The 22,112-nt window shown below is 72.2% G+C and carries 22 protein-coding genes; 2 read left to right on the top strand and 20 right to left on the bottom strand.

Going from position 1 to position 22,112, the window contains the following annotated elements:
* Positions 1-257 precede the first annotated feature (257 nt).
* Complete coding sequence (locus tag AMK31_RS15985; RefSeq protein WP_073941178.1) at positions 258-824, top strand: murein hydrolase activator EnvC family protein; 567 nt, start codon at positions 258-260, stop codon at positions 822-824.
* A gap of 60 nt (positions 825-884) precedes the next feature.
* Here AMK31_RS15985 and AMK31_RS15980 read toward each other — a convergent pair whose 3' ends face one another.
* The 17 genes from AMK31_RS15980 to AMK31_RS15900 all read right to left on the bottom strand — a co-directional run bounded on the left by AMK31_RS15980 (position 885) and on the right by AMK31_RS15900 (position 14,495).
* A complete protein-coding gene (locus AMK31_RS15980; RefSeq protein WP_073941177.1) occupies positions 885-1,439 on the bottom strand; it encodes a TetR/AcrR family transcriptional regulator in 555 nt (184 codons plus the stop codon).
* An 81-nt stretch (positions 1,440-1,520) separates the two neighbouring features.
* A complete protein-coding gene (gene whiG / locus AMK31_RS15975) occupies positions 1,521-2,363 on the bottom strand; it encodes an RNA polymerase sigma factor WhiG (RefSeq protein ID WP_073941176.1) in 843 nt (280 codons plus the stop codon).
* 270 nt (positions 2,364-2,633) lie between these two features.
* On the bottom strand, positions 2,634-3,788 hold the full coding sequence (dprA, locus tag AMK31_RS15970) for a DNA-processing protein DprA (RefSeq protein WP_073941175.1): 1,155 nt from the start codon (positions 3,786-3,788) through the stop codon (positions 2,634-2,636).
* Positions 3,789-4,309: 521 nt separating this feature from the next.
* Positions 4,310-5,935 (bottom strand): YifB family Mg chelatase-like AAA ATPase, encoded by a 1,626-nt coding sequence (locus tag AMK31_RS15965; protein WP_073941174.1) that lies wholly within the window; start codon positions 5,933-5,935, stop codon positions 4,310-4,312.
* Positions 5,935-6,336, bottom strand: coding sequence for a YraN family protein (locus tag AMK31_RS15960; RefSeq protein WP_073941173.1), 402 nt, complete (start codon positions 6,334-6,336; stop codon positions 5,935-5,937). Before AMK31_RS15960 ends, AMK31_RS15965 begins: the two co-directional genes overlap by 1 nt.
* Before the next feature lie 89 nt (positions 6,337-6,425).
* Entirely contained in the window at positions 6,426-6,734 is a 309-nt protein-coding gene (locus tag AMK31_RS15955; RefSeq protein WP_003965949.1) for a DUF2469 domain-containing protein, read from the bottom strand.
* 56 nt (positions 6,735-6,790) lie between these two features.
* Positions 6,791-7,309 (bottom strand): NUDIX hydrolase, encoded by a 519-nt coding sequence (locus tag AMK31_RS15950; protein WP_073941172.1) that lies wholly within the window; start codon positions 7,307-7,309, stop codon positions 6,791-6,793.
* Complete coding sequence (gene lepB / locus AMK31_RS15945; RefSeq protein ID WP_073941171.1) at positions 7,299-8,072, bottom strand: signal peptidase I; 774 nt, start codon at positions 8,070-8,072, stop codon at positions 7,299-7,301. The genes AMK31_RS15950 and lepB (AMK31_RS15945) overlap by 11 nt, the downstream gene beginning before the upstream one ends.
* Before the next feature lie 105 nt (positions 8,073-8,177).
* Entirely contained in the window at positions 8,178-9,161 is a 984-nt protein-coding gene (gene lepB, locus AMK31_RS15940) for a signal peptidase I (RefSeq protein ID WP_073941170.1), read from the bottom strand.
* Positions 9,049-10,185: a signal peptidase I gene (gene lepB, locus AMK31_RS15935; protein WP_073941169.1), complete on the bottom strand. Its 1,137-nt coding sequence runs from the start codon at positions 10,183-10,185 to the stop codon at positions 9,049-9,051. Before lepB (AMK31_RS15935) ends, lepB (AMK31_RS15940) begins: the two co-directional genes overlap by 113 nt.
* Complete coding sequence (gene lepB / locus AMK31_RS15930; protein ID WP_073941168.1) at positions 10,178-10,900, bottom strand: signal peptidase I; 723 nt, start codon at positions 10,898-10,900, stop codon at positions 10,178-10,180. The genes lepB (AMK31_RS15935) and lepB (AMK31_RS15930) overlap by 8 nt, the downstream gene beginning before the upstream one ends.
* A gap of 60 nt (positions 10,901-10,960) precedes the next feature.
* On the bottom strand, positions 10,961-11,311 hold the full coding sequence (gene rplS / locus AMK31_RS15925) for a 50S ribosomal protein L19 (RefSeq protein WP_073941167.1): 351 nt from the start codon (positions 11,309-11,311) through the stop codon (positions 10,961-10,963).
* Between the two features lie 133 nt (positions 11,312-11,444).
* Positions 11,445-12,278 carry a tRNA (guanosine(37)-N1)-methyltransferase TrmD gene (trmD, locus tag AMK31_RS15920; protein WP_073941166.1) on the bottom strand — a complete coding sequence of 278 codons (834 nt, stop codon included), beginning with the start codon at positions 12,276-12,278 and terminating at the stop codon, positions 11,445-11,447.
* Entirely contained in the window at positions 12,278-12,820 is a 543-nt protein-coding gene (gene rimM, locus AMK31_RS15915) for a ribosome maturation factor RimM (RefSeq protein WP_073941165.1), read from the bottom strand. The genes trmD and rimM overlap by 1 nt, the downstream gene beginning before the upstream one ends.
* A 108-nt stretch (positions 12,821-12,928) precedes the next feature.
* Positions 12,929-13,168, bottom strand: a complete 240-nt coding sequence (locus AMK31_RS15910; RefSeq protein ID WP_029385578.1) for an RNA-binding protein — start codon at positions 13,166-13,168, stop codon at positions 12,929-12,931.
* Between the two features lie 2 nt (positions 13,169-13,170).
* The gene (rpsP, locus tag AMK31_RS15905; protein WP_073941164.1) at positions 13,171-13,593 is read right to left on the bottom strand and encodes a 30S ribosomal protein S16; all 423 of its coding nucleotides are present in this window, start codon (positions 13,591-13,593) and stop codon (positions 13,171-13,173) included.
* 305 nt (positions 13,594-13,898) lie between these two features.
* A complete protein-coding gene (locus AMK31_RS15900; RefSeq protein ID WP_073941163.1) occupies positions 13,899-14,495 on the bottom strand; it encodes a hypothetical protein in 597 nt (198 codons plus the stop codon).
* A gap of 525 nt (positions 14,496-15,020) precedes the next feature.
* Here AMK31_RS15900 and AMK31_RS15895 point away from each other — a divergent pair.
* Complete coding sequence (locus tag AMK31_RS15895) at positions 15,021-15,926, top strand: class I SAM-dependent methyltransferase (RefSeq protein ID WP_073941162.1); 906 nt, start codon at positions 15,021-15,023, stop codon at positions 15,924-15,926.
* 7 nt (positions 15,927-15,933) lie between these two features.
* Here AMK31_RS15895 and ftsH read toward each other — a convergent pair whose 3' ends face one another.
* The 3 genes from ftsH to AMK31_RS15880 form a co-directional block, all read right to left on the bottom strand.
* Positions 15,934-17,880, bottom strand: coding sequence for an ATP-dependent zinc metalloprotease FtsH (ftsH, locus tag AMK31_RS15890; protein WP_073941161.1), 1,947 nt, complete (start codon positions 17,878-17,880; stop codon positions 15,934-15,936).
* Positions 17,881-17,987: 107 nt separating this feature from the next.
* A complete protein-coding gene (gene ffh, locus AMK31_RS15885) occupies positions 17,988-19,538 on the bottom strand; it encodes a signal recognition particle protein (RefSeq protein ID WP_073941160.1) in 1,551 nt (516 codons plus the stop codon).
* 120 nt (positions 19,539-19,658) lie between these two features.
* Positions 19,659-22,106 (bottom strand): [protein-PII] uridylyltransferase, encoded by a 2,448-nt coding sequence (locus AMK31_RS15880; RefSeq protein WP_073941159.1) that lies wholly within the window; start codon positions 22,104-22,106, stop codon positions 19,659-19,661.
* Between the last annotated feature and the right edge of the window lie 6 nt (positions 22,107-22,112).

Below are 22,112 nucleotides of genomic sequence, written 5' to 3'. Positions count from 1 at the left end.
TGTGCCGCGGATGCCGGACGGCTCCCGCGCCTGACGCCCGCAGCGCGCCGTTGCCACAAAGGACCGAGGGGCGCTGACTCCTGGGTTCCGGACGGTGCCGGGACCCGGTGTCGGGGCGTGCGAAGTCGACCCGGTGACCCGGATCGCCATCAGAAGTGTACGGGACCGGCGGAGCGCCGGGTGACGCCGCTCTCCACAACCGGCGAGTAGTCCACAGGCTCCGGCGGTGATCAGCGGGGCTGCGGCACGGTTCCGGCATGCGAGCGAAGCGATACGCGTACCTGGTGACGGCGGCGCTGCTGGGCCTGTGGCCGGTCCTGACACCGGCCGGCCGGGCGGACGGCGCGCCCTCTCCCACCCCACCCGTCCCGGCGGTGGGCCGCACCTGGCCCCTCCCCGGCCGCCCGCCGGTCCTCCGCGCCTGGGACCCGCCCCCGTCCCCGTACGCCCGGGGCCACCGCGGAGTCGACCTGGCGGCCGCGCCCGGCGCGCCGGTCCTGGCCGTCGCGGCCGGCCGGGTGTCCTACGCCGGCCGGGTGGCGGGGAGGGGTGTGGTCTCCGTGGAACTCGACGGCACGGGCGCTCCCCCGCTGCGCACGACGTACGAGCCGGTACGCCCGTCCGTGAAGAAGGGCGACCCGGTGGCGGCGGGCGAGGTGGTCGGCACGGTGGAACCGGCGGGCTCCCACTGCCCGGTCACGTGCGTCCACTGGGGGTTGCGGAGAGGCGAGGCCTACCTGGACCCGCTGTCGGTCATGCCCCCGTGGCTGGTGAACGAGGGCCCGTCGGTGCTGCTGCCGGTGCTGGGAGTGCCGCTGCCGTAGCCGGGCGGCGCCCCGTAGCGCCGGGCCGCTCACCCTTGTCGGCCGGTCCGGAGACCGGGCTCAGCCCAGGACCCCCCGCAGCGCCATCCGCACCGCGGCCTCCGCCACGACCCCCGGCTCCTCGACGCCCAGCTCGATCCGCCGTACAGCCGAGTCGACGACGCCCTGCAGCATCATCGCCGTGAGCCGGGGCTCCGCGTGCCCCATCTCCCCCAGCACGTCCACGATCATCGCGACGAGCGCCCCGTGCGCCGCCCGGATCTTCTCCCGTGCCCCCGCGTCCAGCTCACTCGCCGAGATCGCCACCACGGCCCGATGCCGCCGGTCCCCGACCAGCGACAGCTGCCGCCGGACATAGGCCTCGACCTTGGCCTCCGGCCCGTCCGCCGCGGCCATCGCCGCCTCGACCTCCGCCGCCCACACGGGGAAGTCGACCTCGCACAGCTCCTCGACGACCGCGGCCCGCGACCGGAAGTACTCGTACACGGACGACCGCGCCAGCCCGGTCCGCTCGGCGAGAGCCGGGAAGGTCAGCGCCTCCGTACCGCCCTCGGACAACAGGGACCGAGCCGCGTCCAGCAGGGCGGCTCGCTGCATCGACCGGTGCTCGGCCACGGAGGCCGCTCGAATCCTTGGCACGTCAACCCACTTTACGGACCGACCGCCCCCGGCGGGAGGGACGGTGCCGTACGCGCTTCAGCGCCCGAAGCCGGCCAGCTTCGCCCGCAGCTGGAGCACGGACTTGGTGTGGATCTGGCTGACCCGGCTCTCGGTCACGCCGAGCACGTTCCCGATCTCGGCCAGGGTGAGCCCCTCGTAGTAGTAGAGGGTGACGACGGTCTTCTCCCGCTCCGGCAGCGTGTTGATCGCCCGGGCCAGGAACCGCCGCAGCTCCCGGTCCTCGGCCACCTCCACGGGATTGTCCGCGGCGGTGTCCTCCAGCGTGTCCATGACGCTGAGCCCGTCCCCGCCCTCGCTCCCGACGTGCAGCAGCTCCTCCAGGGCCACCACGTTGGCCAGCGACAACTGGCTGAACACGGCGTGCAGTTCGTCCACCGCGATCCCCAGCTCGGCGGCCACCTCGCCCTCCGACGGCGTCCGCCGCAGCCGTGCCTCCAGCGTCGCGTAGGCCCGCTCCACGTTGCGCGCCTTCTGCCGTACCGAGCGCGGGATCCAGTCCAGGGCCCGCAGCTCGTCGATCATCGCGCCCCGGATCCGCGTGATCGCGTACGTCTCGAACTTGATCTCCCGGTCGATGTCGAACTTCTCGATCGCGTCGATGAGCCCGAACACCCCGGAGGACACGAAGTCGGCCTGCTCCACGTTCGGCGGCAGACCGACGCTCACCCGTCCCGCCACGTATTTGACGAGCGGCGAGTAGTGCAGAATCAGCTGCTCGCGCAGCCGGTCGTCGCCCGTGGCCTTGTACGACCGCCAGAGCTCGTCGAGCGTCGAGGGAGCGGGCGGCCGCACGCTGCCACCGTCGCGGGCGGCGGGTGTGACCGCCGCCCGGTCGGACCCGGAGGTGTGCTGGGGCATTCGTCGCCTTGTGCCGTTCTGCCGTGAAGGGTGGTACGTGGGTGAGCTGTCGCTCTGGGGTGGAGTTGCCGGACTGTGCCGGAATCCTCGTGAGCGTAGCGTGACTGAGGTGTCGCGGTGCGCGAACGTCGGAGCGCGTGGGGGGCGCAGATACGTTCCGCTGCGCGCCCTACCGGGTCACGGCGGTCGCTCTGCGTGACCGCCGCAATCCGCCAACTCCGTGATTTCCCAAGGGCGTAGGGGTTCCCCCGGACGGCTGAACACGCTGGGTCAACAGGGGCTCCGAGGCCGCCGAACGGAGATCATCGCCTGGCGTGTCAACTTCCAGCCGTCGCCGTGTCGTTCGACGTAACCAAGTGCTCGAAGCTCGTACAGTCTCGCGACCGCGTCGTCCTCGGTCGTCTGCGCGCCGAGTGCGATCTCCCGTGCCGCGGCCGCGCCCCGCCCGGGCAGCGCGGCCAGTACCCGGCGCGCGCCGGGTGCCAGCAGGTCCCTGGGCAGCACCGGCCCGCGCCGGTCGGGTGCAAGCTCGCCCATGGCTCCGACGAGCTCCACGACCTCCGCCGCGTCGGTGACCAGCACGGCGTCCCCGCGCAGCAGCTCGTGCACGCCCGCCGACAGTGCGCTGGTCGCCGGTCCGGGCACGCCCATGGTGTGCCGGCCCAGCCGCTGGGCCGCCCGCGCGGTGACGAGGGAGCCGCTGCGGTGGGCGGCCTCGACGACGACGGTGCCGCGGGTGAGGGCGGCGATCACCCGATTGCGCAGCACGAATCTGCTGGGCGTCGGATGGTCCCCTGGCGGCAGCTCGCCGATGACCAGGCCCTGCTCCGCGATCCTGGCGATCAGCTCGGTGTGTCCGCGCGGATAGGGCCGGTCGACTCCGCAGGCCAGGACGGCGATGGTGGCGCCGCCCGCGCCGAGGGCGCCCCGGTGGGCGGCGCCGTCGACACCGTAGGCACCGCCGGAGACGACCACCCATCCCCGCTCGGCCAGCCCGGCGGCGAGGCCCGCGGCCATGTGGGCGCCGTACTCGGTGCAGGCCCGCGCCCCCACGAGGGCGACGGAGCGCAACGCCCACATCCGCAGGTCGGCCCGGCCCCGCACCCACAGCCCCAGCGGCCGGGCGTCGCCGAGATCGTCGAGCTGCCGTGGCCACTCCACGTCCCCCGGGCCGAGGAACCGCACCCCGGCCGCCCGGGCGACATCGAGATCCCGCTCGGGCTCGGCCCGCAGCGCCCGCGCCCGCAGCCCCTCCCACCGCCGCCCGCTCACTCCGGGCAGCGGCCTCCCCCCGTCCCGCAACCGCCGTACGACCTCCGCCACCCCCAACTCCCGCACCCACCGCCCGGCGATCTCGTCGCCGGGTTCGATGACCCGAGTGAGGAAGACCCTGGCCGGCAGATCGGGATCACCGCCGTCGCTCACGTCGGGGCCGCCGCTGGTCGGGGCGGGGCTACTGCTGACGTGCGGGTTGCTGGTCCGGCCGGGGCCACAGCTCACCTCCGGGCCGCTGGTCCGGCCGGGGCCACAGCTCACCTCCGGGCCGCTGATTCGGCCGGGGCCACAGCTCACCTCCGGGCCGCTGATTCGGCCGGGGCCACAGCTCACCTCCGGGCCGCTGATTCGGCCGGGGCCACAGCTCACCTCCGGGCCGCTGATTCGGCCGGGGCCACAGCTCACCTCCGGGCCGCTGATTCGGCCGGGGCCACAGCTCACCTCCGGGCCGCTGATTCGGCCGGGGCCACCGTCCACGTCACTGCCACGGCCCATGCCCGGGCCACAGCTCACGTCCGAGCCACCACCCACGTCCGAGCCACCGCTCGCATCCGGGCAGCCGCTCGCCTCCGGGCGACCGCTCACCTCACCGCCACCGCTCACGTCCGAGCCACAGCTCACCTCAGGACGCCCGCTCACCTCGGAACCCCCGCTCACCCCCCTGCCACCACTCACGTCAGCGCCCCGATACCCATCGGCACCCCGCGCGGCACACCCGTGCGCAGTTGCAGGGCCAGGGCCACGTCGGTGGCGTCGGGGCGGTCGTGGCCGACCAGGTCCGCGACGGTCCAGGCGACCCGCAGCACCCGGTCGATCCCGCGTGCGGTCAGCACCCCGCGTTCCAGGCTGCGCTCGGTCTCGTCCATCGCGCCGCTCGCCGCGTGCCAGCGGCTGCGCAGTTCCCGCCCGGGCACCTCGCTGTTGGTCCGCCATGGGGTGCCCGTGAAGCGCGCCGCCGCCCGCTCCCGCGCGGCCCGCACGCGGTCGGCGACCGTCGCGGTCGAGTCGCCCCGGGCGCCGAGGCCGGTCAGTTCGGCGCGCGAGACCCGGTCCACCTCCACCCGCAGGTCGACCCGGTCGAGCAGCGGCCCGGAGAGCCTGGCCTGATAGCGGCGGATCGCCGACGGCGGGCATTCGCACAGGCTGTCGGTGAGAGAGAAGCGCCCGCACGGGCAGGGGTTGGCCGCGAGCACCATCAGGAACTTCGCCGGGAAGCGCACCACGCCCGCGCTGCGCGCGATCACGACGTGCCCCGACTCCAGGGGCTGCCGGAGCGCGTCGAGTGCCTGGCCGCTGAACTCGGGAGTCTCGTCCAGGAAGAGCACCCCTCTATGGGAGAGCGACACGGCGCCGGGCCGGGCGATGCCGGGGCCGCCACCGACGAGTGCCTGCATGGTGGCCGAGTGGTGCGGGGCGCAGTAGGGCGGGACGTCGACCAGGGGTTTGCCCGGTGGCAGCAGGCCGGCCACCGAGTGCACCGCCGTGACCTCCAAGGACTCCTCCCGGCTGAGCCGGGGCAGGATGCCGGGCAGCCGCTCGGCGAGCATCGTCTTGCCGGCCCCGGGCGGCCCCTCGAGGAACAGGTGGTGGCCGCCGGCCGCGGCGACCTCCACCGCCGTACGGGCCGAGAGCTGGCCGACGACGTCGGCGAGGTCGTAGCCGTGGTCCTGCTGGGCGGCGCCCACGCTGTGCATGCCGGTGGCGGCGCCGGTGCCGGGGACGCGCAGTCCGGCGAGCAGCGGGTCGGGGCGGCCCAGTTCCTCCTTCTCCTCGTCGGGCACGGGTTCGTCGGCGAGGATGGCGATCAGCTGGCGCAGGCTGCGGACGCCGAGCACCGACACGCCGGGCACCAGGGCGGCCTCGGCGGCCGCGCACTCCGGTACGACGACCTGTTCGTACCCGGCGTCGGCCGCGGCCAGGACGGCGGGCAGGATGCCGCGCACCGGCCGCACCCGTCCGTCCAGGCCCAGCTCGCCGATCATCACGATGTCGGCGAGCACCCGTGGGTCGATGCGCTCTCCGGCGCCGAGCACCGCACAAGCCACAGCGAGGTCGAACCCGCTGCCGGCCTTCGGCACCGAGGCCGGGCTGAGGCCGATCGTGAGTTTCTTCTGCGGCCACTCGGCGCCGGAGTTCGCCACCGCCGCCCGGACCCGGTCCCGGCTCTCGGTGAGGCTCTTGTCCGGCAGGCCCACCAGGGTGAACGCGGCGACGCCCGGTTCCAGGTCGGCCTGGACCTCGACGACCACGCCCTCCACGCCCACGAGGGCCACGGAGCAGGTGCGCGCGAATCCCATCACGCCACCCCCCGCGCGTGCTCCACGACGGGCGCGCCCCGGTCGGGCAGGACGACTCCGACCAGGTCGATACGGACCCCGCCGGGTGGCGCTCCGCCGTGTTCCTGCAGCCAGCGTTCCGCCAGCCGTCGCAGGCGGCCCGCCTTGGCCGGCGTGATCGCCGCCATGGGGTGCTGGAACCGCCCCGCCCTGCGGGTCTTCACCTCGCAGACGACGAGGACGTCGCCGTCCCGCGCCACGATGTCGATCTCACCGGTCCGTCCGGCGCGCCAGTTGCGCTCCAGGACCGTCATGCCGGCCTCGGTCAGCCGCCGGGCGGCCACTTCCTCGCCGTACCTGCCGAGTGCGCTGTGTGCCAGATGTGCGTTCATGTCGGCACCACCTCCGGCACCGACTGTCACGCACCCGCCATCACCGAGTGGATCTTGGTGGACAACTCAGCGACTGTGGAAAAACCCGTCACTCACACGGGTGGCGGCGACCGCCGCGTTCACCCGCCCGGCAGCTCCAGATCGCTCTTGTTGAGCTCCTCGATGTTCACGTCCTTGAACGTGAGCACCCGGACCTGCTTCACGAACCGGGCCGGCCGGTACATGTCCCACACCCAGGCGTCCGCCATGGACACCTCGAAGAACACCTCACCCTGGACGGAGTGCACCTGCATCTCGTAGTCGTTGGTCAGGTAGAAGCGCCGCTCGGTCTCGATCACGTACTTGAACAGACCGACGACATCGCGGTACTCCCGATAGAGCTTGAGCTCCATCTCGGTCTCGTACTTCTCGAGGTCCTCGGCGCTCATGGCATGTTCCCCTTCAGCCGTGCGATCCCCCCATTGTGCGCCAGTCCCGTGAGCCTCTAGACGATTTCCGTGTCGAGGATCTCCGGTCCGGCCGGGGGACCTTCGTCGAGCAGCCTGCGCAGCAGCTCGGCGAGTCTGGTCGGATACACCGTCTCATGTGCCCGGGTCAGTTCCTGACACGTCCACCACCGAGCTCCGACGACACTGCGCCGCTCCAGCTCGGTCAGCCCCACGGCCTCGGTCGCCGTCTGGCTCGTACGGGCCAGGTAGTACCACTCGTCCTGGTTCCAGCGGCGGCCGGCGAACGGGAAGGAGCACATCCGCCGCCACAGGACCGGTCCGAGTTCGACCTCCGTGATGCCCGTCTCCTCCGCGAGTTCCCGCAACGCGGCCTCCTCACGGGTCTCCTCGCCCTCGAGGCCGCCGCCCGGCGTGAACCACCAGTCGTCCGCCGGATCGTCCGGCTCATGGCCGTGCAGCAGCAGGATGCGGTCCTGCGGGTCGAGCAGCACGACGCGAGCGACCTTGCGCACCTCGTCGCCGGCCGGTCCGCCGTCCGGCGCCTCAGTGAGCACCGGTGGACTCCGTCCGGCTCCGGTTGCGGGCGGCGCGCTGCGCGATCGGCCCGTACGCGGCGCCGCCGAGCACCAGCACGGCGCCCACGACGGCCATCGCGCCGATCGTCCGCAGCGGCCCCGGCTCGGACAGGCTGCCGCCGAGGGCCTCGAAGCCGGTGGCGCGGGGCAGCATGCCGTCCATGGGCCAGACGACGGCGTCGACCCGCGCGGAGACCTTGTCACGTGCCACGCTGCCGCTCGCGGCGTCCGTCAGATGGGCCGTGGAGTCCAGGGAGCCGTGCCGCTCGTCACCGAGCAGGAACAGCCGCCCCTCGGGGACGGTGACCGTCGGGAAGTTCGCGGACCCGGCCTCCCCGTCGGGCAGGTACGGTTCCTCGATCTCCTTGCCGTTGACCGTCAGCCGGCCGTCCTGGCAGCAGGCGACGGTGTCCCCGCCGACGGCGACGACCCGCTTGACCATCGGCGCGTCGCCCCAGGTGGCGTCCTTGAAGACGACGACGTCGCCGCGGCGTACGTCCGCGCCGTCGACGCGCTGGGCGAGCACTCGGTCGCCCGCGCCGATCGTCGGCGCCATCGAGGTGGTCGGGACGGTGTACGGCCGGTAGACCACCGCGCCCCATCCGAAGGAGGCGAGGAACAGCACGAGGCCCAGCGCGACCGCCAGCCCGGACAGTCGCTGTCCGGTCCGGCCGCCCGCCGGGCCGTTGCCTGTGCCGCCCGCGCTCTGCGGGGCCGTGTGTGTCGTGCTCTCGCCACCCATGGGTCCGCACCCTACCCGGCGGTACCGGACCTGGTCAGCTCCTCGGTCGCCGGATGGCCGGGACCGTCCCGGGGCGGGCCGCCGTGGGGGACGGTCCCGGACCGTCTAGCGCGGGTCCCCGATGGTGAACCGCTTGCGGCGCCACAGCGCCACCGGCACCACTCCCGCCAGGGCGAGGGCGTGCGGCGCGGCCGGCAGGGCCGCGGCGGCCGACGACTGCTGGTTCAGGCCGGGCTGGTCGAAGGTGTCCGGGACCGGCAGGGTGCCCCAGCGGTTGATCGGCCAGGCCTTGACGATGGCGCGGCCGACGACCTCGTCCACCGGAACCATGCCCTGGTGCTTGTCCGACTGGTTGTAGCGCGAGTCGCGCGAGTTCTGCCGGTGGTCGCCCATGACCCAGATGTAGCCCTCGGGGACCTTCACCTTGAACTGGCCGCCCTGGTCGTCGACGCTGCACGGCGTGTTGCCGGGGTACACGTACGGCTCGTTCAGCGCCTTGCCGTTGACCTTCAGCGGGCCGGTGCCCTTGCACTCGACCGTGTCGCCGCCGACGCCGATGACCCGCTTGATCAGGTCCTTCTCCTCGGAGGACGGCATCAGGCCGATCCAGCTGAGGAAGGTCTGCAGTGCGTTCGGCTCGGGCGTCACCTCGCCCAGCAGCCACTTGTCGGGGTCGTGGAAGACGACGACCTCGCCCCGCTCCGGCTCGGAACCGAACCACGGGGTGAACTTGTCGACCAGGACCCGGTCGCCCTCCTGCAGGGTGTTCTGCATCGAGTCGGAGGGGATGGAGAACGCCTGCACCAGAAACGTCTTGATCAGCAGCGCGAGCACCAGGGCGATACCGATCAGGATCGGCAGCTCCTTCCAGAAGGAGCGCTGCTTCTTGGGGGGGTTGGGGGCGGAGCCTCCGGAGCCCTGCCCACCTGCCGTGTCCTGCTCGTCGCTCACCCTGCCGCCCTCGGCTGCCGTCGTGTCACTCCCGGAGGCTACGGCGCTGTCCGCGGCCGGGCCGGCCGCTTCCACGGGGTGTCCGCGGTGCTCCTCGCCGTCGTGCCCGGACCGTGCGCCAACCGCCACATCCCCCACGCCAACTCCTTACTCTGTGCCGCTGCCTGCCCCGGATACGGCGCAGGCCCACCACTCCCATAACGAGCGGGAGTTCCGCAGGGCTCGGGAGCTGGATCATTGCGTTCGGATCCGACGCGCCGGGCTCCAGAGGCTTGGGTGCCGGCACGTTCGAAACGTCGGAGGCAACCCTATGCGACACGTGGGCGGCCGCGGTCGACCCGGACGCCGGGTCGGCCACGGAAGAGAATGTTTCGGGTTCGTCGAGCGTGGTCCAGTGGTTGAACGGCCAGGCGATCACGATCGCCCGCCCCACCACCTGGTCCTCGGAGACCGTGCCGCCGTAGGTGTCCTGGTGGACGCGGGAGTCGGCGGAGTCGGCACGGTGGTCGCCCATCACCCACAGCCGGCCCTCGGGGACGGTGACGTCGAACTCGGTGGCGGACGGGGCGTTGCCCGGGAACAGGTAGTCCCCCTCGTTCAGGGGAACGCCGTTGACGGTGACGCGGCCTTGCGCGTCGCAGCACTTGACGCGGTCGCCGCCGACCCCGACGACCCGCTTGATGAGGTCCTTCTCGTTGTCGGAGGGCAGCAGGCCGATGAAGGTGAGCCCTTCCTTGACCTGCTTGACGACGACGGGGTCGTCCTTCTTCTGGGTGGGCTGCTCGTCGTTGAGCCAGCCGCCGGGGTCCTTGAAGACGACGACGTCCCCGCGCTCGGGTTCGGCGCCGAACCACGGGGTGAGCTTGTCGACCAGGACCCGGTCGCCGATCTGGATCGTCTGCTCCATGGAGCCCGACGGGATCACGAACGCCTGCACCAGGAAGGTCTTCAGGACCAGCGCTATGAGGACGGCGACACCGATGAGGAGCGGTATCTCCTTGATGGCCGAGCGGCGCCGGCGCCGCTTGACCTTGCGCTGGAGCTTGCGCCGTTCCGCGCGGGTGCGCCCGCCGGCCGGTGCGGCGGCGCGCCGTGTGCCGGTGGGCAGGAGGTTGTCGACGGGGTCGTTGGACGAACCGCGCGGTTTGCCGCGATTACCCATGGGCACCGTCCAGGCTGCTCGCGGGCACGCGCGCGTAGGCGTCGGACCGCTGCAGGCGGGTGAGGTGGCCGACGGGCCAGACGATCCCGGCGGCGCGGCCGATCACCTCGTCGACGGGGATCATGCCGCCGCCGGGTGAGCCCAGGTGGTCGCGGGAGTCGCTGGAGGCGCTGCGGTGGTCGCCGAGGACGAACACGGTGCCGTCGGGCACGACGACGTCGAACGGCACCGACGACGCCCGGTCGCCGGGGTACAGAAATGTCGACTCGTCGACCGACAGGCCGTTCACCCGGAGCCTCCCTTCCTTGTCACAGCAGACCACGTGGTCTCCGCCCACGCCCACGACGCGTTTGATGTAGTCGGCGTCCCCGAAGTATCCGCTGCCGTCGAACACGACGACGTCACCGCGCCGCGGCTCGGCTCCGAAACGGTACGCCAACTTATTTACGAGAACGCGGTCGCCGATCCTCAATCCGGGCTCCATGGATCCGCTGGGGATCTGGAACGGCTGCAGCACCAGGGTGTTGAGGAGCAGCACGAAGAGCAGGCAGAACAGCGCGGTCAGGGTGATCCGTCCGCCCGGGAGCCACTCGGCGATCCGCGACACCAACGCGAAACGCGACCGTTCCTCCGGCCCCCCGGCGTCCGAGGCGTCCTCGGTGTCGGAAGGGCGGGAGGAGCGGTCGCGCTCCGTCGGCTGTGCTTCGGTGTCCATCGGGGCCAGATGCTATCCGGCCCCGCTGTGGACCCCACGGGGACGAGCCCCGGGAAGCGCTCAGTTCTCGCGCTTCTCCTTGATCTTCGCCGCCTTGCCGCGCAGCTCGCGCAGGTAGTACAGCTTGGCGCGGCGGACGTCACCGCGGGTGACGAGCTCGATCTTCTCCACGATCGGGGTGTGCACCGGGAAGGTGCGCTCGACGCCGACGGAGAAGGAGACCTTGCGGACCGTGAAGGTCTCGCGCACGCCGGAACCCTGGCGACGGATCACAACGCCCTTGAACTGCTGCACACGGGAGCGGTTGCCCTCGATGACGCGGACGTGGACGTTGACGGTGTCACCCGGGCGGAAGGCCGGGACGTCGCTGCGCAGCGACGCGGCGTCGACGGAGTCGAGCAGGTGAGACATTTCGTCTGCTTTCTTCGCTGATGCCACAGGTCATCAACGGGAACTAGAGGTTCGGGATGGCGTCGGGCGCGTCGGAGCGGGCGTCGTGTCCCCCTGTGGCAGGGGCGCACGCCGGACGGCGCACAACAGCGGTCTATTCTTCCACGCCGTCGGTCCTGCGCCAAAATCGGCCGTACGGCTCGCCCTCCGGGTCGGGTGTCCAGCCCAGGATGGAGAGCATCTCCCGGTCCTTCTTGTCGAAGGCCTTGGGGTCGCAGCGCTCGATGAGGTCGGGCCGGTTGGCCGTGGTGCGGCGCAGGGCCTCGTCCCGCCGCCAGCGGGCGATCTTGCCGTGGTGCCCGCTGAGCAGCACCTCCGGGATGCCGCGGCCGCGCCACTCGGGCGGCTTGGTGTAGACGGGGCCCTCCAGGAGGTTGGCCATGGCGCCGGGCGCGAAGGAGTCGTCGCGGTGCGACTCGGCGTTGCCGAGGACGCCGGGCAGCAGCCGGGCCACGGCCTCCGTGATGACGAGGACGGCCGCCTCGCCGCCGGCGAGGACGTAGTCGCCGATGGAGACCTCGTAGACCGGTATCCGGGTCGCGTACTCGTCGACGACCCGCCGGTCGATGCCCTCGTAGCGGGCCGGGGTGAAGATCAGCCAGGGCCGCTCGGACAGCTCGACGGCCAGTTCCTGGGTGAAGGGGCGGCCGCTGGGGGTGGGGACGATGAGCGCCGGGCCGTGCGAGCCGGTCTCGTAGCCGTCGGCCAGCACGGAGTCCAGGGCGTCGCCCCACGGGTCGGTCTTCATGACCATGCCGGGGCCGCCGCCGTACGGCGTGTCGTCGACCGTGTTGTGGCGGTCGTACGTCCAGGTGCGCAGATCGTGCACCCCCACGTTCAGCCGGCCACGCGCGCGTGCCTTGCCGACCAGGGAGACGTTCAGCGGTTCCAGGTACTCGGGGAAGATCGTGACGACGTCGAGCCGCATTACGCCTCGTCCCGGCTGGAGTCGATCTCCGCGCGGTCGTCGATCAGCCCGGGCGGCGGGTCGATGACGGCCCGCTGCTCCTCCAGGTCGATCTCGGTGACGATCTCCTCGACGAACGGGATCATCACCTCGGTCCCGTCGGGGCGCTCGACGATGAAGAGGTCCTGGGTGGGCAGGTGGGAGATCTCGGTGATCCGGCCGACCTCCGTCCCGTCCACGGTGACCACGTCGAGGTCGATCAGCTGATGGTCGTAGTACTCGTCCTCGCCCTCGGGCAGTTCCTCGGGGTCGACGTCGGCGATCAGCAGGGTGTTGCGCAGCGCCTCGGCGGCGGTGCGGTCGCCGACGCCCTCGAAGCGCAGGAGGAGGCGGCCGCTGTGGACCCGGCCGGCGGCGATGGTGAGGGGCCCCGCGGAGGCGGGGTCGGTGGCGAGTACGGCGCCCGGGGCGAGCCGCAGTTCCGGCTCGTCGGTGCGGACCTCGACGGTGACCTCGCCCCTGATGCCGTGGGCGCGGCCGATCCGTGCGACTACCAGCTGCACTGTGCTTGCTCTCCTGTCGGAACGACTGCGAGCCGAAGACGGCTCATACGACTGCGGGCCGGGGACGGCCCAGTGGCCCTCCCCGGCCCGAGCCGGTGCTGCGTTGCGTCAGCGGACGTTGTCCACGTCGACGAGGTCGACCCGGACACCGCGGCCGCCGATGGCGCCCACGACGGTACGCAGGGCGCGTGCGGTGCGGCCGTTGCGGCCGATCACCTTGCCGAGGTCGTCGGGGTGGACCCGGACCTCCAGCACCCGCCCGCGACGCAGGTTGCGCGAGGCGACCTGCACATCGTCAGGGTTGTCGACGATGCCCTTCACGAGGTGCTCGAGAGCCTCCTCGAGCATGCTCAGGCCTCGGTCGACTCGGAGGACTCGGCCGCGGCCTCGTCCTTCTTCTCAGCCTTCTTCTTCTGGGTGATGGCCTCACCCTTGCCCTCGTCGTCGCCGCCCAGGGCCTCGAACGACGGGCGCGCCTTCTTCGGCTCGGCGACGAGCAGCGGAGCCGGGGCGGGCTCGCCCTTGAACTTCTGCCAGTCGCCGGTCTTCTTGAGGATGGCGAGCACGGGCTCGGTCGGCTGGGCGCCGACGCCGAGCCAGTAAGCCACGCGGTCCGCGTCGACCTCGATGACCGACGGGTTGTACGTCGGGTGGTACTTGCCGATCTCCTCGATCGCACGGCCGTCACGACGGGTGCGGGAGTCGGCGACGACGATGCGGTAGTGAGGCGAACGGATCTTGCCCAGACGCTTCAGCTTGATCTTGACTGCCACGGGAGTGGGTTCTCCTGGATTTGACGTGGTTGGGCACGGCGAGAGAGCCGCGTGGGGTTGCGGTACCCGAGTGCCCGATGGACGCGTCAGCCGGAGGAGAGAGGGGTCCTGTGCGGCTGTCGAGTACAGCTAGCCATTGTGCCACACCCGATCGAGGGGTTCCGACCAAGGGTTCGGGCGAGGGCGCGGACCCGCACCCGGGCACGCCGGAGCGGCATCCGGCGTGCCACGACCGCACGCCGGATGCCCGACCGGCGCCGCGGGTACGGCGAGGCCGGCTCCGGCTGCCACGAGCAGCCGGGGCCTCAGCTCGCCGCCGCGCCCACGACCTCGGGGATCCGGAACGGCTTGCCGCAGCCGCCGCAGACGATCGGCGCCTGCGCCAGGACGGACGGGACGACCCGGACGTTGCGCCCGCAGTCACACACCGCCTTCACCCGCACGCCCCCGCCGGAGGAGCCGTGCCGGGCGGCGGGGCCGCGGAAGCTGCGGGCGGTGTCGGCGGAGGTGGCCGCCGTGTGCGCCTTCAGGGCGCGCTGCAGGCGCTCGATCGTCGCGCGGTAGCGGCGCTTGGCCTCGGGGTTGAGCGTGACCAGTGAGAAGCCGCTGCTCGGGTGCGGCTCCTCGGGGTGGTCGAGGCCCAGCTCCTCGGCGATCGCGAGGAATCTGCGGTTGTGGTAACGGCCGGCGCGGGAGGTGTCGCGGATTCCGCGCGCGGCGGCGATGCCGTGGACTGCCTCGTGAAGCAGTCGCTCGAAGGAGAGCTCGTGCCCGCAGGCGGACGACGACTCCCCGATCAGGGACTCGGGCGCGGCAAGGTCCGGCAGCTCGGGGTGGTACCGCTGAATGTCGGCCCACGCCTGTGCCAGCTCTGCGGCGAGAACAGGTGGTGTCGTGCTCACGTAATGACAACGAGCCGGGGTCCCGCTGTGTTCCTATTCCGGGGCATCCCAAATAATTTGCACGTACCCGTCAGTTGCCGCTGATGTGTGCTGACGAGGGCGGGTGCGCTGATCTGCGGAGAAGCCGCACAGCTCATCACAAGGTGGTACGTAGCCTGACGTACGCCCCGGCGCGTACGCCTCCACCGCGCGCCGCGCCCGGAAGCGGGGCGCTCGCCGGTGCGCAAGGGGCGCATCCGCGCACACCCGTGCACTCGGGTCAGCGACACCGGCGCCGGTGACGTTACCGCGTGCCCCGACAGCGCCCCGCACCGCCCCTTGCCCACGGCCCGACGCCGTACCACGCGAGGTTGCCGGCATGTGAAATCTCGCCCCCACCGCCCCCGAACACCAAGCCGGAGCCCCCCACCACTGGACGCCACCGCGAGCCCGGAGTTTCCTGGCATACGGGGGGCGAGCGCACGTCACGGGGGCTTCGGAACAACGGGGACAGCGGCAACTCTCGGCGGAATGGGGCGCTTACATATGACACCTACGCTCGTGCGTCAGCACCCGCACACGGGGGACAAACCCCGCGTGGACCTGAGTGCACGCGCGCGTGACTGGTCCGAGATCCAGGAGCGGATGCTCGTCCCGCTCCACGAGGCCGTCTACGAGCGACTCGACGTGGGCCCCGGCACACGGCTGCTCGGCCTCGGCTGCGGCAGCGGGCTGGCCCTGCTGACGGCCGCCGCCAGAGGCGCCGAGACCACCGGCGTCGAGCCCTCCTCACCCGAACGGCTCACCCTCGCGCGGGAACGCCTGCGCGCGGAAACGACGGGCACGCACACGCGGGCGGGCGCCCCGGCGGTCACGGCGTCACTCGACGGACTCGACAAGCTCGACGGACTCGGCACGATGGGCACGAGCGGCACGCCGGACGCGCCCGGCCGTCGCGCCGGCGGCTACGACATCGTCACCGCCTTCGAGCCCATCGGATGCCGCGCGGGTGACTCCGACGACCTCGCAGATCTGCTCACCGCGGCGGCGGCGTACGCCGCGCGCGGGGCGGCCGTGGTGCTGGCCGGCTGGGGACCACCGGAACGCTGCGCCACGTCCACCGTGCTGCGCGTCGCCGACAAGCTGGCCGATCCGCTGCACGGTGCCGGCCGCTGGCGCCCGGCCCTGCGCGACGACCTGGAGGAGGTCGCCGAACGCGCCGGACTGCGCCCGGACGGCTCGGGACGGGTCGCCTGCCCCTTCGGGTACGCCGACACGGACAGCGCGGTGCGCGGACTGCTCTCCACCGGCCTGTTCGACGCGGCGATCACCGCGACCGACCCGGCCCAGGTCGACAAGGAGATGCGGGAGGCCCTGCACCCGTACCGCCGGGCCGACCGCACGGTGTGGATGCCGAACGTGTTCCGCTATCTGATCGCCCGGGTGCCGTAGCCGCCGCTCAGGAGGACTCGGAGTCGTCCTTGGTCAGCCGGGTGATGCCCGCGATCCGGTAGGCGTCCGCCTCCTCCAGCGTCTCCTTCTCCAGCAGCGCCTCCGCCAGGGCGTCCAGCTGCCCGCGGTGGTCGCGCAGCTTGCGGCAGGCCTCCTCGTAGCACTCGTCCACGATGCGGCGCATCTCGCCGTCGATCACGTCCAGGGTCTGGGGCGCGGCGGCGAGGCCGTACGCCTGCTGGGCGTCACCGGGAAGGGCGGAGAGCCGGCCGACCCGCTCGCTCATGCCCCAGCGGGCCACCATCCCGCGCGCGATGTTGGTGACCTGCTCCAGGTCGTTCTCCGCGCCGGTGGTGACCACCTCGAACACGACGTGCTCGGCCGCCATCCCGCCGAGCGCGCCGATGATCCGCCCGCGCAGGTACTCCTGGGTGTACGCGTACTTGTCCGAGTCCGGCGTGGACAGGGTCACGCCGAGCGCCCGCCCGCGCGGGACGATGGTGATCTTGCGGACCGGGTCGGCGCCCGGCTGCAGCATGCCCAGCAGGGCGTGTCCGCTCTCGTGGTAGGCGGTGCGCCGGCGCTCCTCCAGGGGCATCACCAGTGCCCTCTCGGCGCCCAGCTGGACCTTCTCCAGCGCCTCGGAGAGGTCGGTCGGCGTCACCTGGTGCTGCTGCCGCTTCACGGCGAGCAGGGCCGCCTCGTTGGCGAGGTTGGCCAGTTCGGCGCCGGTCATGCCGGGCGTCGTCCGGGCGACCTGGGCCAGGTCCACGTCGTCCGCCAGCGGGATGTCGCGGGTGTGGATGCGCAGGATGGCCTCCCGGCCGCCCCGGTCCGGCGGCGAGACGTTGACCACCCGGTCGAAGCGGCCCGGCCGGGTCAGCGCCGGGTCCAGGACGTCCGCGCGGTTGGTCGCCGCGATCACGATCACTCCCTCCGAACCCGAGAAGCCGTCCATCTCCGTCAGGATCTGGTTCAGCGTCTGCTCGCGCTCGTCGTGACCGCCCACCGTGCCACCGCCGCCCCGCGCGCGGCCGATGGTGTCGATCTCGTCGATGAAGATGATCGACGGCGCCACCTTCCGGGCCTCGGCGAACAGCTCACGCACCCGGGAGGCGCCCACGCCCACGATCATCTCGATGAACTCGGAGGCCGACGCCGAGAAGAACGGCACCCGCGCCTCGCCCGCCACGGCCCGCGCCAGCAGCGTCTTGCCGGTGCCGGGCGGACCGGCCAGCAGCACACCGCGCGGCATCTTGGCGCCCATCCGCCGATAGGCGTCGGGGTTCTTCAGGAAGTCGACGACGTCGTTCAGCTCGCCCGCGACCTCGTCGATGCCGGCCACGTCCGCGAACGTCGTCCGTTTCTGCCCGGGCTCCAGCTCGACCGGCTTCGGGGGCGCTTTGCGCCCGAACATGCCGCCCGCGCCGCCCATGCCCGGCCGCATCCGCCGCGCGATGAAGATCCACAGCACGACCAGGATCAGCATCGGCGCCAGCGAGATCAGCACGTTGGCCAGCAGACTGCGCTGCTGGACCACCGGTTCCGCGGTGACGGTGACGTCGTTCCTGGCCAGGTCCTCCCAGAGCTGGTCGTCGGCGAAGGCCGGCCGCTGGGTCTTGAACTTGGTGTACGTCCCGTCGCCGTCCGGGCTGTCCTGGGCCTGTTTCAGCTGGCCCTGGATGGCGTCGCCCTTGGAGTAGATCTTGCTGACGTTGTTGTCGTCGACCTGTTTGCTGAACTCGGTGTACGAGATCGTCGGCTCGTCACCGTCCCCGAAGAAGGACAGCGCCAGGTTGGCGATCACGAACACGACCAGTGCGGCGGCGACCAGGCTCCACCAGCCGCCGGGTATCCGCCGCCCACCGGACGGCGGCTTCGGCGACTCGTCGGGGGTGCCCTCGGTACGCCAGGGTTTGTCGGGAGACTCGCGTGGCGGCGCAGGGTTGGTCATATCGGGACGTTACGCCAGGAAAGCCGTACAAGCATTCCCATGGACGGCACTGAGGGCGCCCCTTCCGGAAAAAGGGCGCCCTCAGCGGACGTACGACCGGGCCGTCGTCAGCCCATGAACTTCTTGAACTCGTCCGGCAGCTCGAAGTCCTGCCCGGCCTGCTGGCCCGGCAGCCCGAAGGCGTTGCCCTCGGCGGCGGCCGCGCGGCGGGCGGCCTCCTCCTGCTCCTGCTGCTTGCGCTTCATCGGGTTGCCGGAGCGCTGCTTGCCCTTGGCCTTCTTCGGCTGCTTCTTGGCCCGGCCGGGGCCGCCGCCCATGCCCGGCATCCCCGGCATGCCCGGCATACCGCCGCCCTGAGCCATCCGGGACATCATCTTGCGGGCCTCGAAGAACCGCTCGACCAGGTTCTTCACCGCGCTGACCTCGACACCGGAACCCTTGGCGATACGGGCGCGGCGCGAACCGTTGATGATCGTCGGGTCCTGGCGCTCGGCAGGGGTCATCGACTTGATGATCGCGGCGGTGCGGTCGACGTCCCGCTCGTCGAGGTTGTTGATCTGGTCCTTGATCTGCCCCATGCCCGGCAGCATCCCGAGCAGCTTGGAGATGCTGCCCATCTTCCTGACCTGCTCCATCTGGGACAGGAAGTCGTCGAGCGTGAACTCCTGGCCCTTCTTGGACGCCAGCTTGGAGGCCATCTTGGCGGCCTCTTCCTGGCTGAAGGTCTTCTCCGCCTGCTCGATCAGGGTGAGCAGGTCACCCATGTCGAGGATGCGGGAGGCCATCCGGTCCGGGTGGAAGGCGTCGAAGTCGTCGAGCTTCTCGCCGTTCGACGCGAACATGATCGGCTTGCCGGTGATCTGCCGGATGGACAGCGCGGCACCACCGCGCGCGTCGCCGTCGAGCTTGGAGAGCACCACGCCGTCGAAGCCGACGCCGTCGCGGAAGGCCTCGGCGGTGTTGACCGCGTCCTGACCGATCATCGCGTCGACGACGAAGAGGATCTCGTCGGGGGAGACGGCGTCCCGGATGTCGGCAGCCTGCTGCATCATCTCCTGGTCGATACCCAGGCGGCCGGCGGTGTCGACGATGACGATGTCGTGGACCTTGGTCCTGGCGAAGTCCAGGGAGTCCTTGGCGACCTTGACCGGGTCGCCGACGCCGTTGCCCGGCTCCGGCGCGTACACGGCCACACCGGCACGCTCGGCGACGACGCTCAGCTGGTTGACGGCGTTCGGGCGCTGCAGGTCGGCGGCGACGAGGAGCGGCGAGTGGCCCTGCTCCTTCAGCCAGCGGCCGAGCTTGCCCGCGAGGGTGGTCTTACCGGCACCCTGCAGACCGGCCAGCATGATCACGGTCGGCGGCTGCTTGGCGAAGCGCAGGCGGCGGGTCTCGCCACCGAGGATGGTGACCAGCTCGTCGTTGACGATCTTCAGGACCTGCTGGGCGGGGTTCAGCGCCCGCGAGACCTCGGCACCGAGCGCGCGTTCCTTGACGTTCTTGATGAACGTGCGCACGACGGGCAGAGCCACGTCCGCCTCGAGCAGCGCGATACGGATCTCGCGCGCGGTGGCGTCGATGTCCGCCTCGCTCAAACGCCCCTTGCCGCGCAGATTCTTGAAGGTCGCTGAAAGGCGATCGGAGAGAGTATCGAACACGGCGCTCGCGGTCCTCGGGGTCGGTGACGGGCGGATGAATCGCCCTCCAGGGTATCCGGACGGGCGCGGTGGGGTCTCCCCCGTGTTCTCACGACGGCGAAGACCCCACACCCGCGGGTGTCACTCCCGCAGCGTCTCCTCCAGCTTCCGTGCCACCGCCGTCGCCTCCTCCGTCGGCAGCGGCACGCCCTCCGTGCCGGTGACGTAGAACGCGTCGACGGCGTTCGCGCCCAGCGTGCTCACGTGCGCGCTCCGCACCCGCACCCCGGCGTCCTCCAGCGCCCGCCCGATGCGGAACAGCAGCCCCGGCGCGTCCTGGGCGCGGACCTCGATCACCGTGGCGTGGCGGGAGGCCGCGGAGGCGACCGCGACACGCGGTGGCGGTGCGACCACGCCCCGGCGGCGCGGATAGGCCGCGTCCCGCTCGGCCAGGCGTCCGGCGATGTCGAGGCTGCCGTCCAGGGCCCGGACGAGGTCCGCGCGGAGGCGGGCGGCCTGGGGCAGGGAGCCGTACTCCGCCGCCACCCGCCAGTCGAGGAGCAGGACGGTGCCGTCGACGCCGTCGGGCAGGTCCAGGGCGCGCAGCTCGGCCGTACGGACGGTCAGGCGGTGCATGGCGAGGACGCCGGCCACGGCGGGCAGCACGCCCGGCTGGTCGGGCACGGCGATGAGCAGTTCTACGCCCAGCGGCTCGGGGTCACCGGCCGCCTCCGGCTCCTGTGACGGCGGCTCGGTCTGCGCCCGCAGCGCCAGCACCGGTCCGCCGGTGCGGTACGCCTCGACGGCGAGCCGTTCCTGCTCGGCGGTGGGCGCGGCGGCCTCGGGCTCCTCGGGGTCGTTCCCGGCGAGCACGGCCGAGACCCGTTTGACGAGGTCGGCCACGAGCGAGCCCCGCCAGGACGACCAGGCCGCCGGGCCGGTGGCCAGCGCGTCCGCCTCGGTGAGGGCGTGCAGCAGTTCCAGGGTGCTCTGGGTGCCGACCGCCTCGGCGACCGACCGCACGGTGGACGGGTCGTCCAGGTCGCGCCGGGTGGCGGTCTCCACCAGGAGCAGGTGGTGCCGTACGAGTGTGGCGAGCACGGCCACGTCGTCGCGGTCGAAGCCGATCCGGCCCGCCACGTCACGGGCGATGATCTCGCCGGCGACGGAGTGGTCGCCGGGCCAGCCCTTGCCGATGTCGTGCAGCAGCGCGGCGACCAGCAGGAGGTCGGGGCGGCTGACCCGGCGGGTGAACTCGGAGGCGCGCACGGCGGTCTCGATGAGGTGCCGGTCGACGGTCCAGATGTGCACGGCGTTGCGCTGCGGCCGGCAGCGCACCCGCTCCCAGTCGGGCAGCAGCCGGGTGACGAGCCCTTCGGCCTCCAGGGCCTCCCAGACCTCCACGGTCGGACGGCCGGAGCCGAGCAGGGTCACCAGCTGCTCGCGCGCCTCGGCGGGCCAGGGCGTGGGCAGGGGGCGCACGGTGGCGGCCAGGCGCCGTACGGCGTGCAGGGAGAGCGGAAGTCCGGCCTGCGCGGCGGCGGCCGCGGCACGCAGGGGAAGCACGGGGTCACGTTCGGGGCGCGCGGCGCGGGCGAGCACCACCTCGCCCTCCTGCTCCACCACCCCTTCGGCCAGCGGGGACCGCTCGGCCACCGGTTTCCCGCCGCCCAGCATGGCGCGCAGCCGGGGCCGCACGGCGCGCGAACGCAGCACGCGCCCCACTTCGCGCCAGGTGACATCGCTGGCGTACGAGATGACGCGCGCCGCCTCGTACACCTGCCGCAGGAGCGTGTCGGCGTCCAGCAGTCCCAGCTCGGCCGCGACCTGGTCCTGTTCCTGGAGGGAGAGACGGTCGGTGGCGCGGCCGGTGGTCAGGTGGAGGGCGTCGCGGACGTCGAGCAGGCGGCGCCGGGCGTCGTCGAGGCCTTCGCGCGGGGCGTCGGCCAGCCAGGAGGCGGCGACGGCGCGCAGCGCGGTGGCGTCCCGCAGGCCGCCCCGGGCCTCCTTGAGGTCGGGTTCCAGCAGGTACTGCAGCTCCCCTTGGCGCTGCGCGCGCTCGGCGCAGAGTTCCTGCAGTTCGGGGAGGCGTTTGGGTGCCTGGTTGCGCCAGTCGGCGAGGACGGCGGTGCGCAGGCCGGCGGTGAGGCCGAGGTCACCGGCGAGGTGCCGGGCGTCCAGGAGGCCGAGGTGCACCTTCAGGTCCTGCTCGGCCGTCTTGCGGGCCTCGGCCGGGGTGCGCACGGAGTGGTCGAGGGCGAGGCCGAGGTCCCAGACGGGGTACCAGAGGCGGTCGGCGAGCGCGGCGATCGCGTCCGGTTCGCCGCCGTCGTGCAGCAGGAGCAGGTCGAGGTCGCTGCGCGGTGACAGCTCCCCGCGGCCGTAGCCGCCCACGGCGACGAGCGAGACGCCCTTCAGTCCGCCGGCTCCCGCGTCGAACAGTCCCGACAGCCAGTCGTCGGTCAGCCCGGAGAGGGCGGCACGGCGCGGCGGCCCGGACCGCGCCCCCTCCTGGAGGAGGCGCAGCCGGGCCGCCGCGTAGCCGCTGGGTCCCGAGTCCTCTGCTTTCGTCGTGTCCGTGCTCGTCACCCAGCG

Origin of the sequence: Streptomyces sp. TSRI0107 (assembly GCF_001905845.1) — a bacterium.
Classification (GTDB): domain Bacteria; phylum Actinomycetota; class Actinomycetes; order Streptomycetales; family Streptomycetaceae; genus Streptomyces.
Note: the sequence above shows the minus strand (reverse complement) of the source record. Positions and strands in the feature narration are given on the sequence as shown.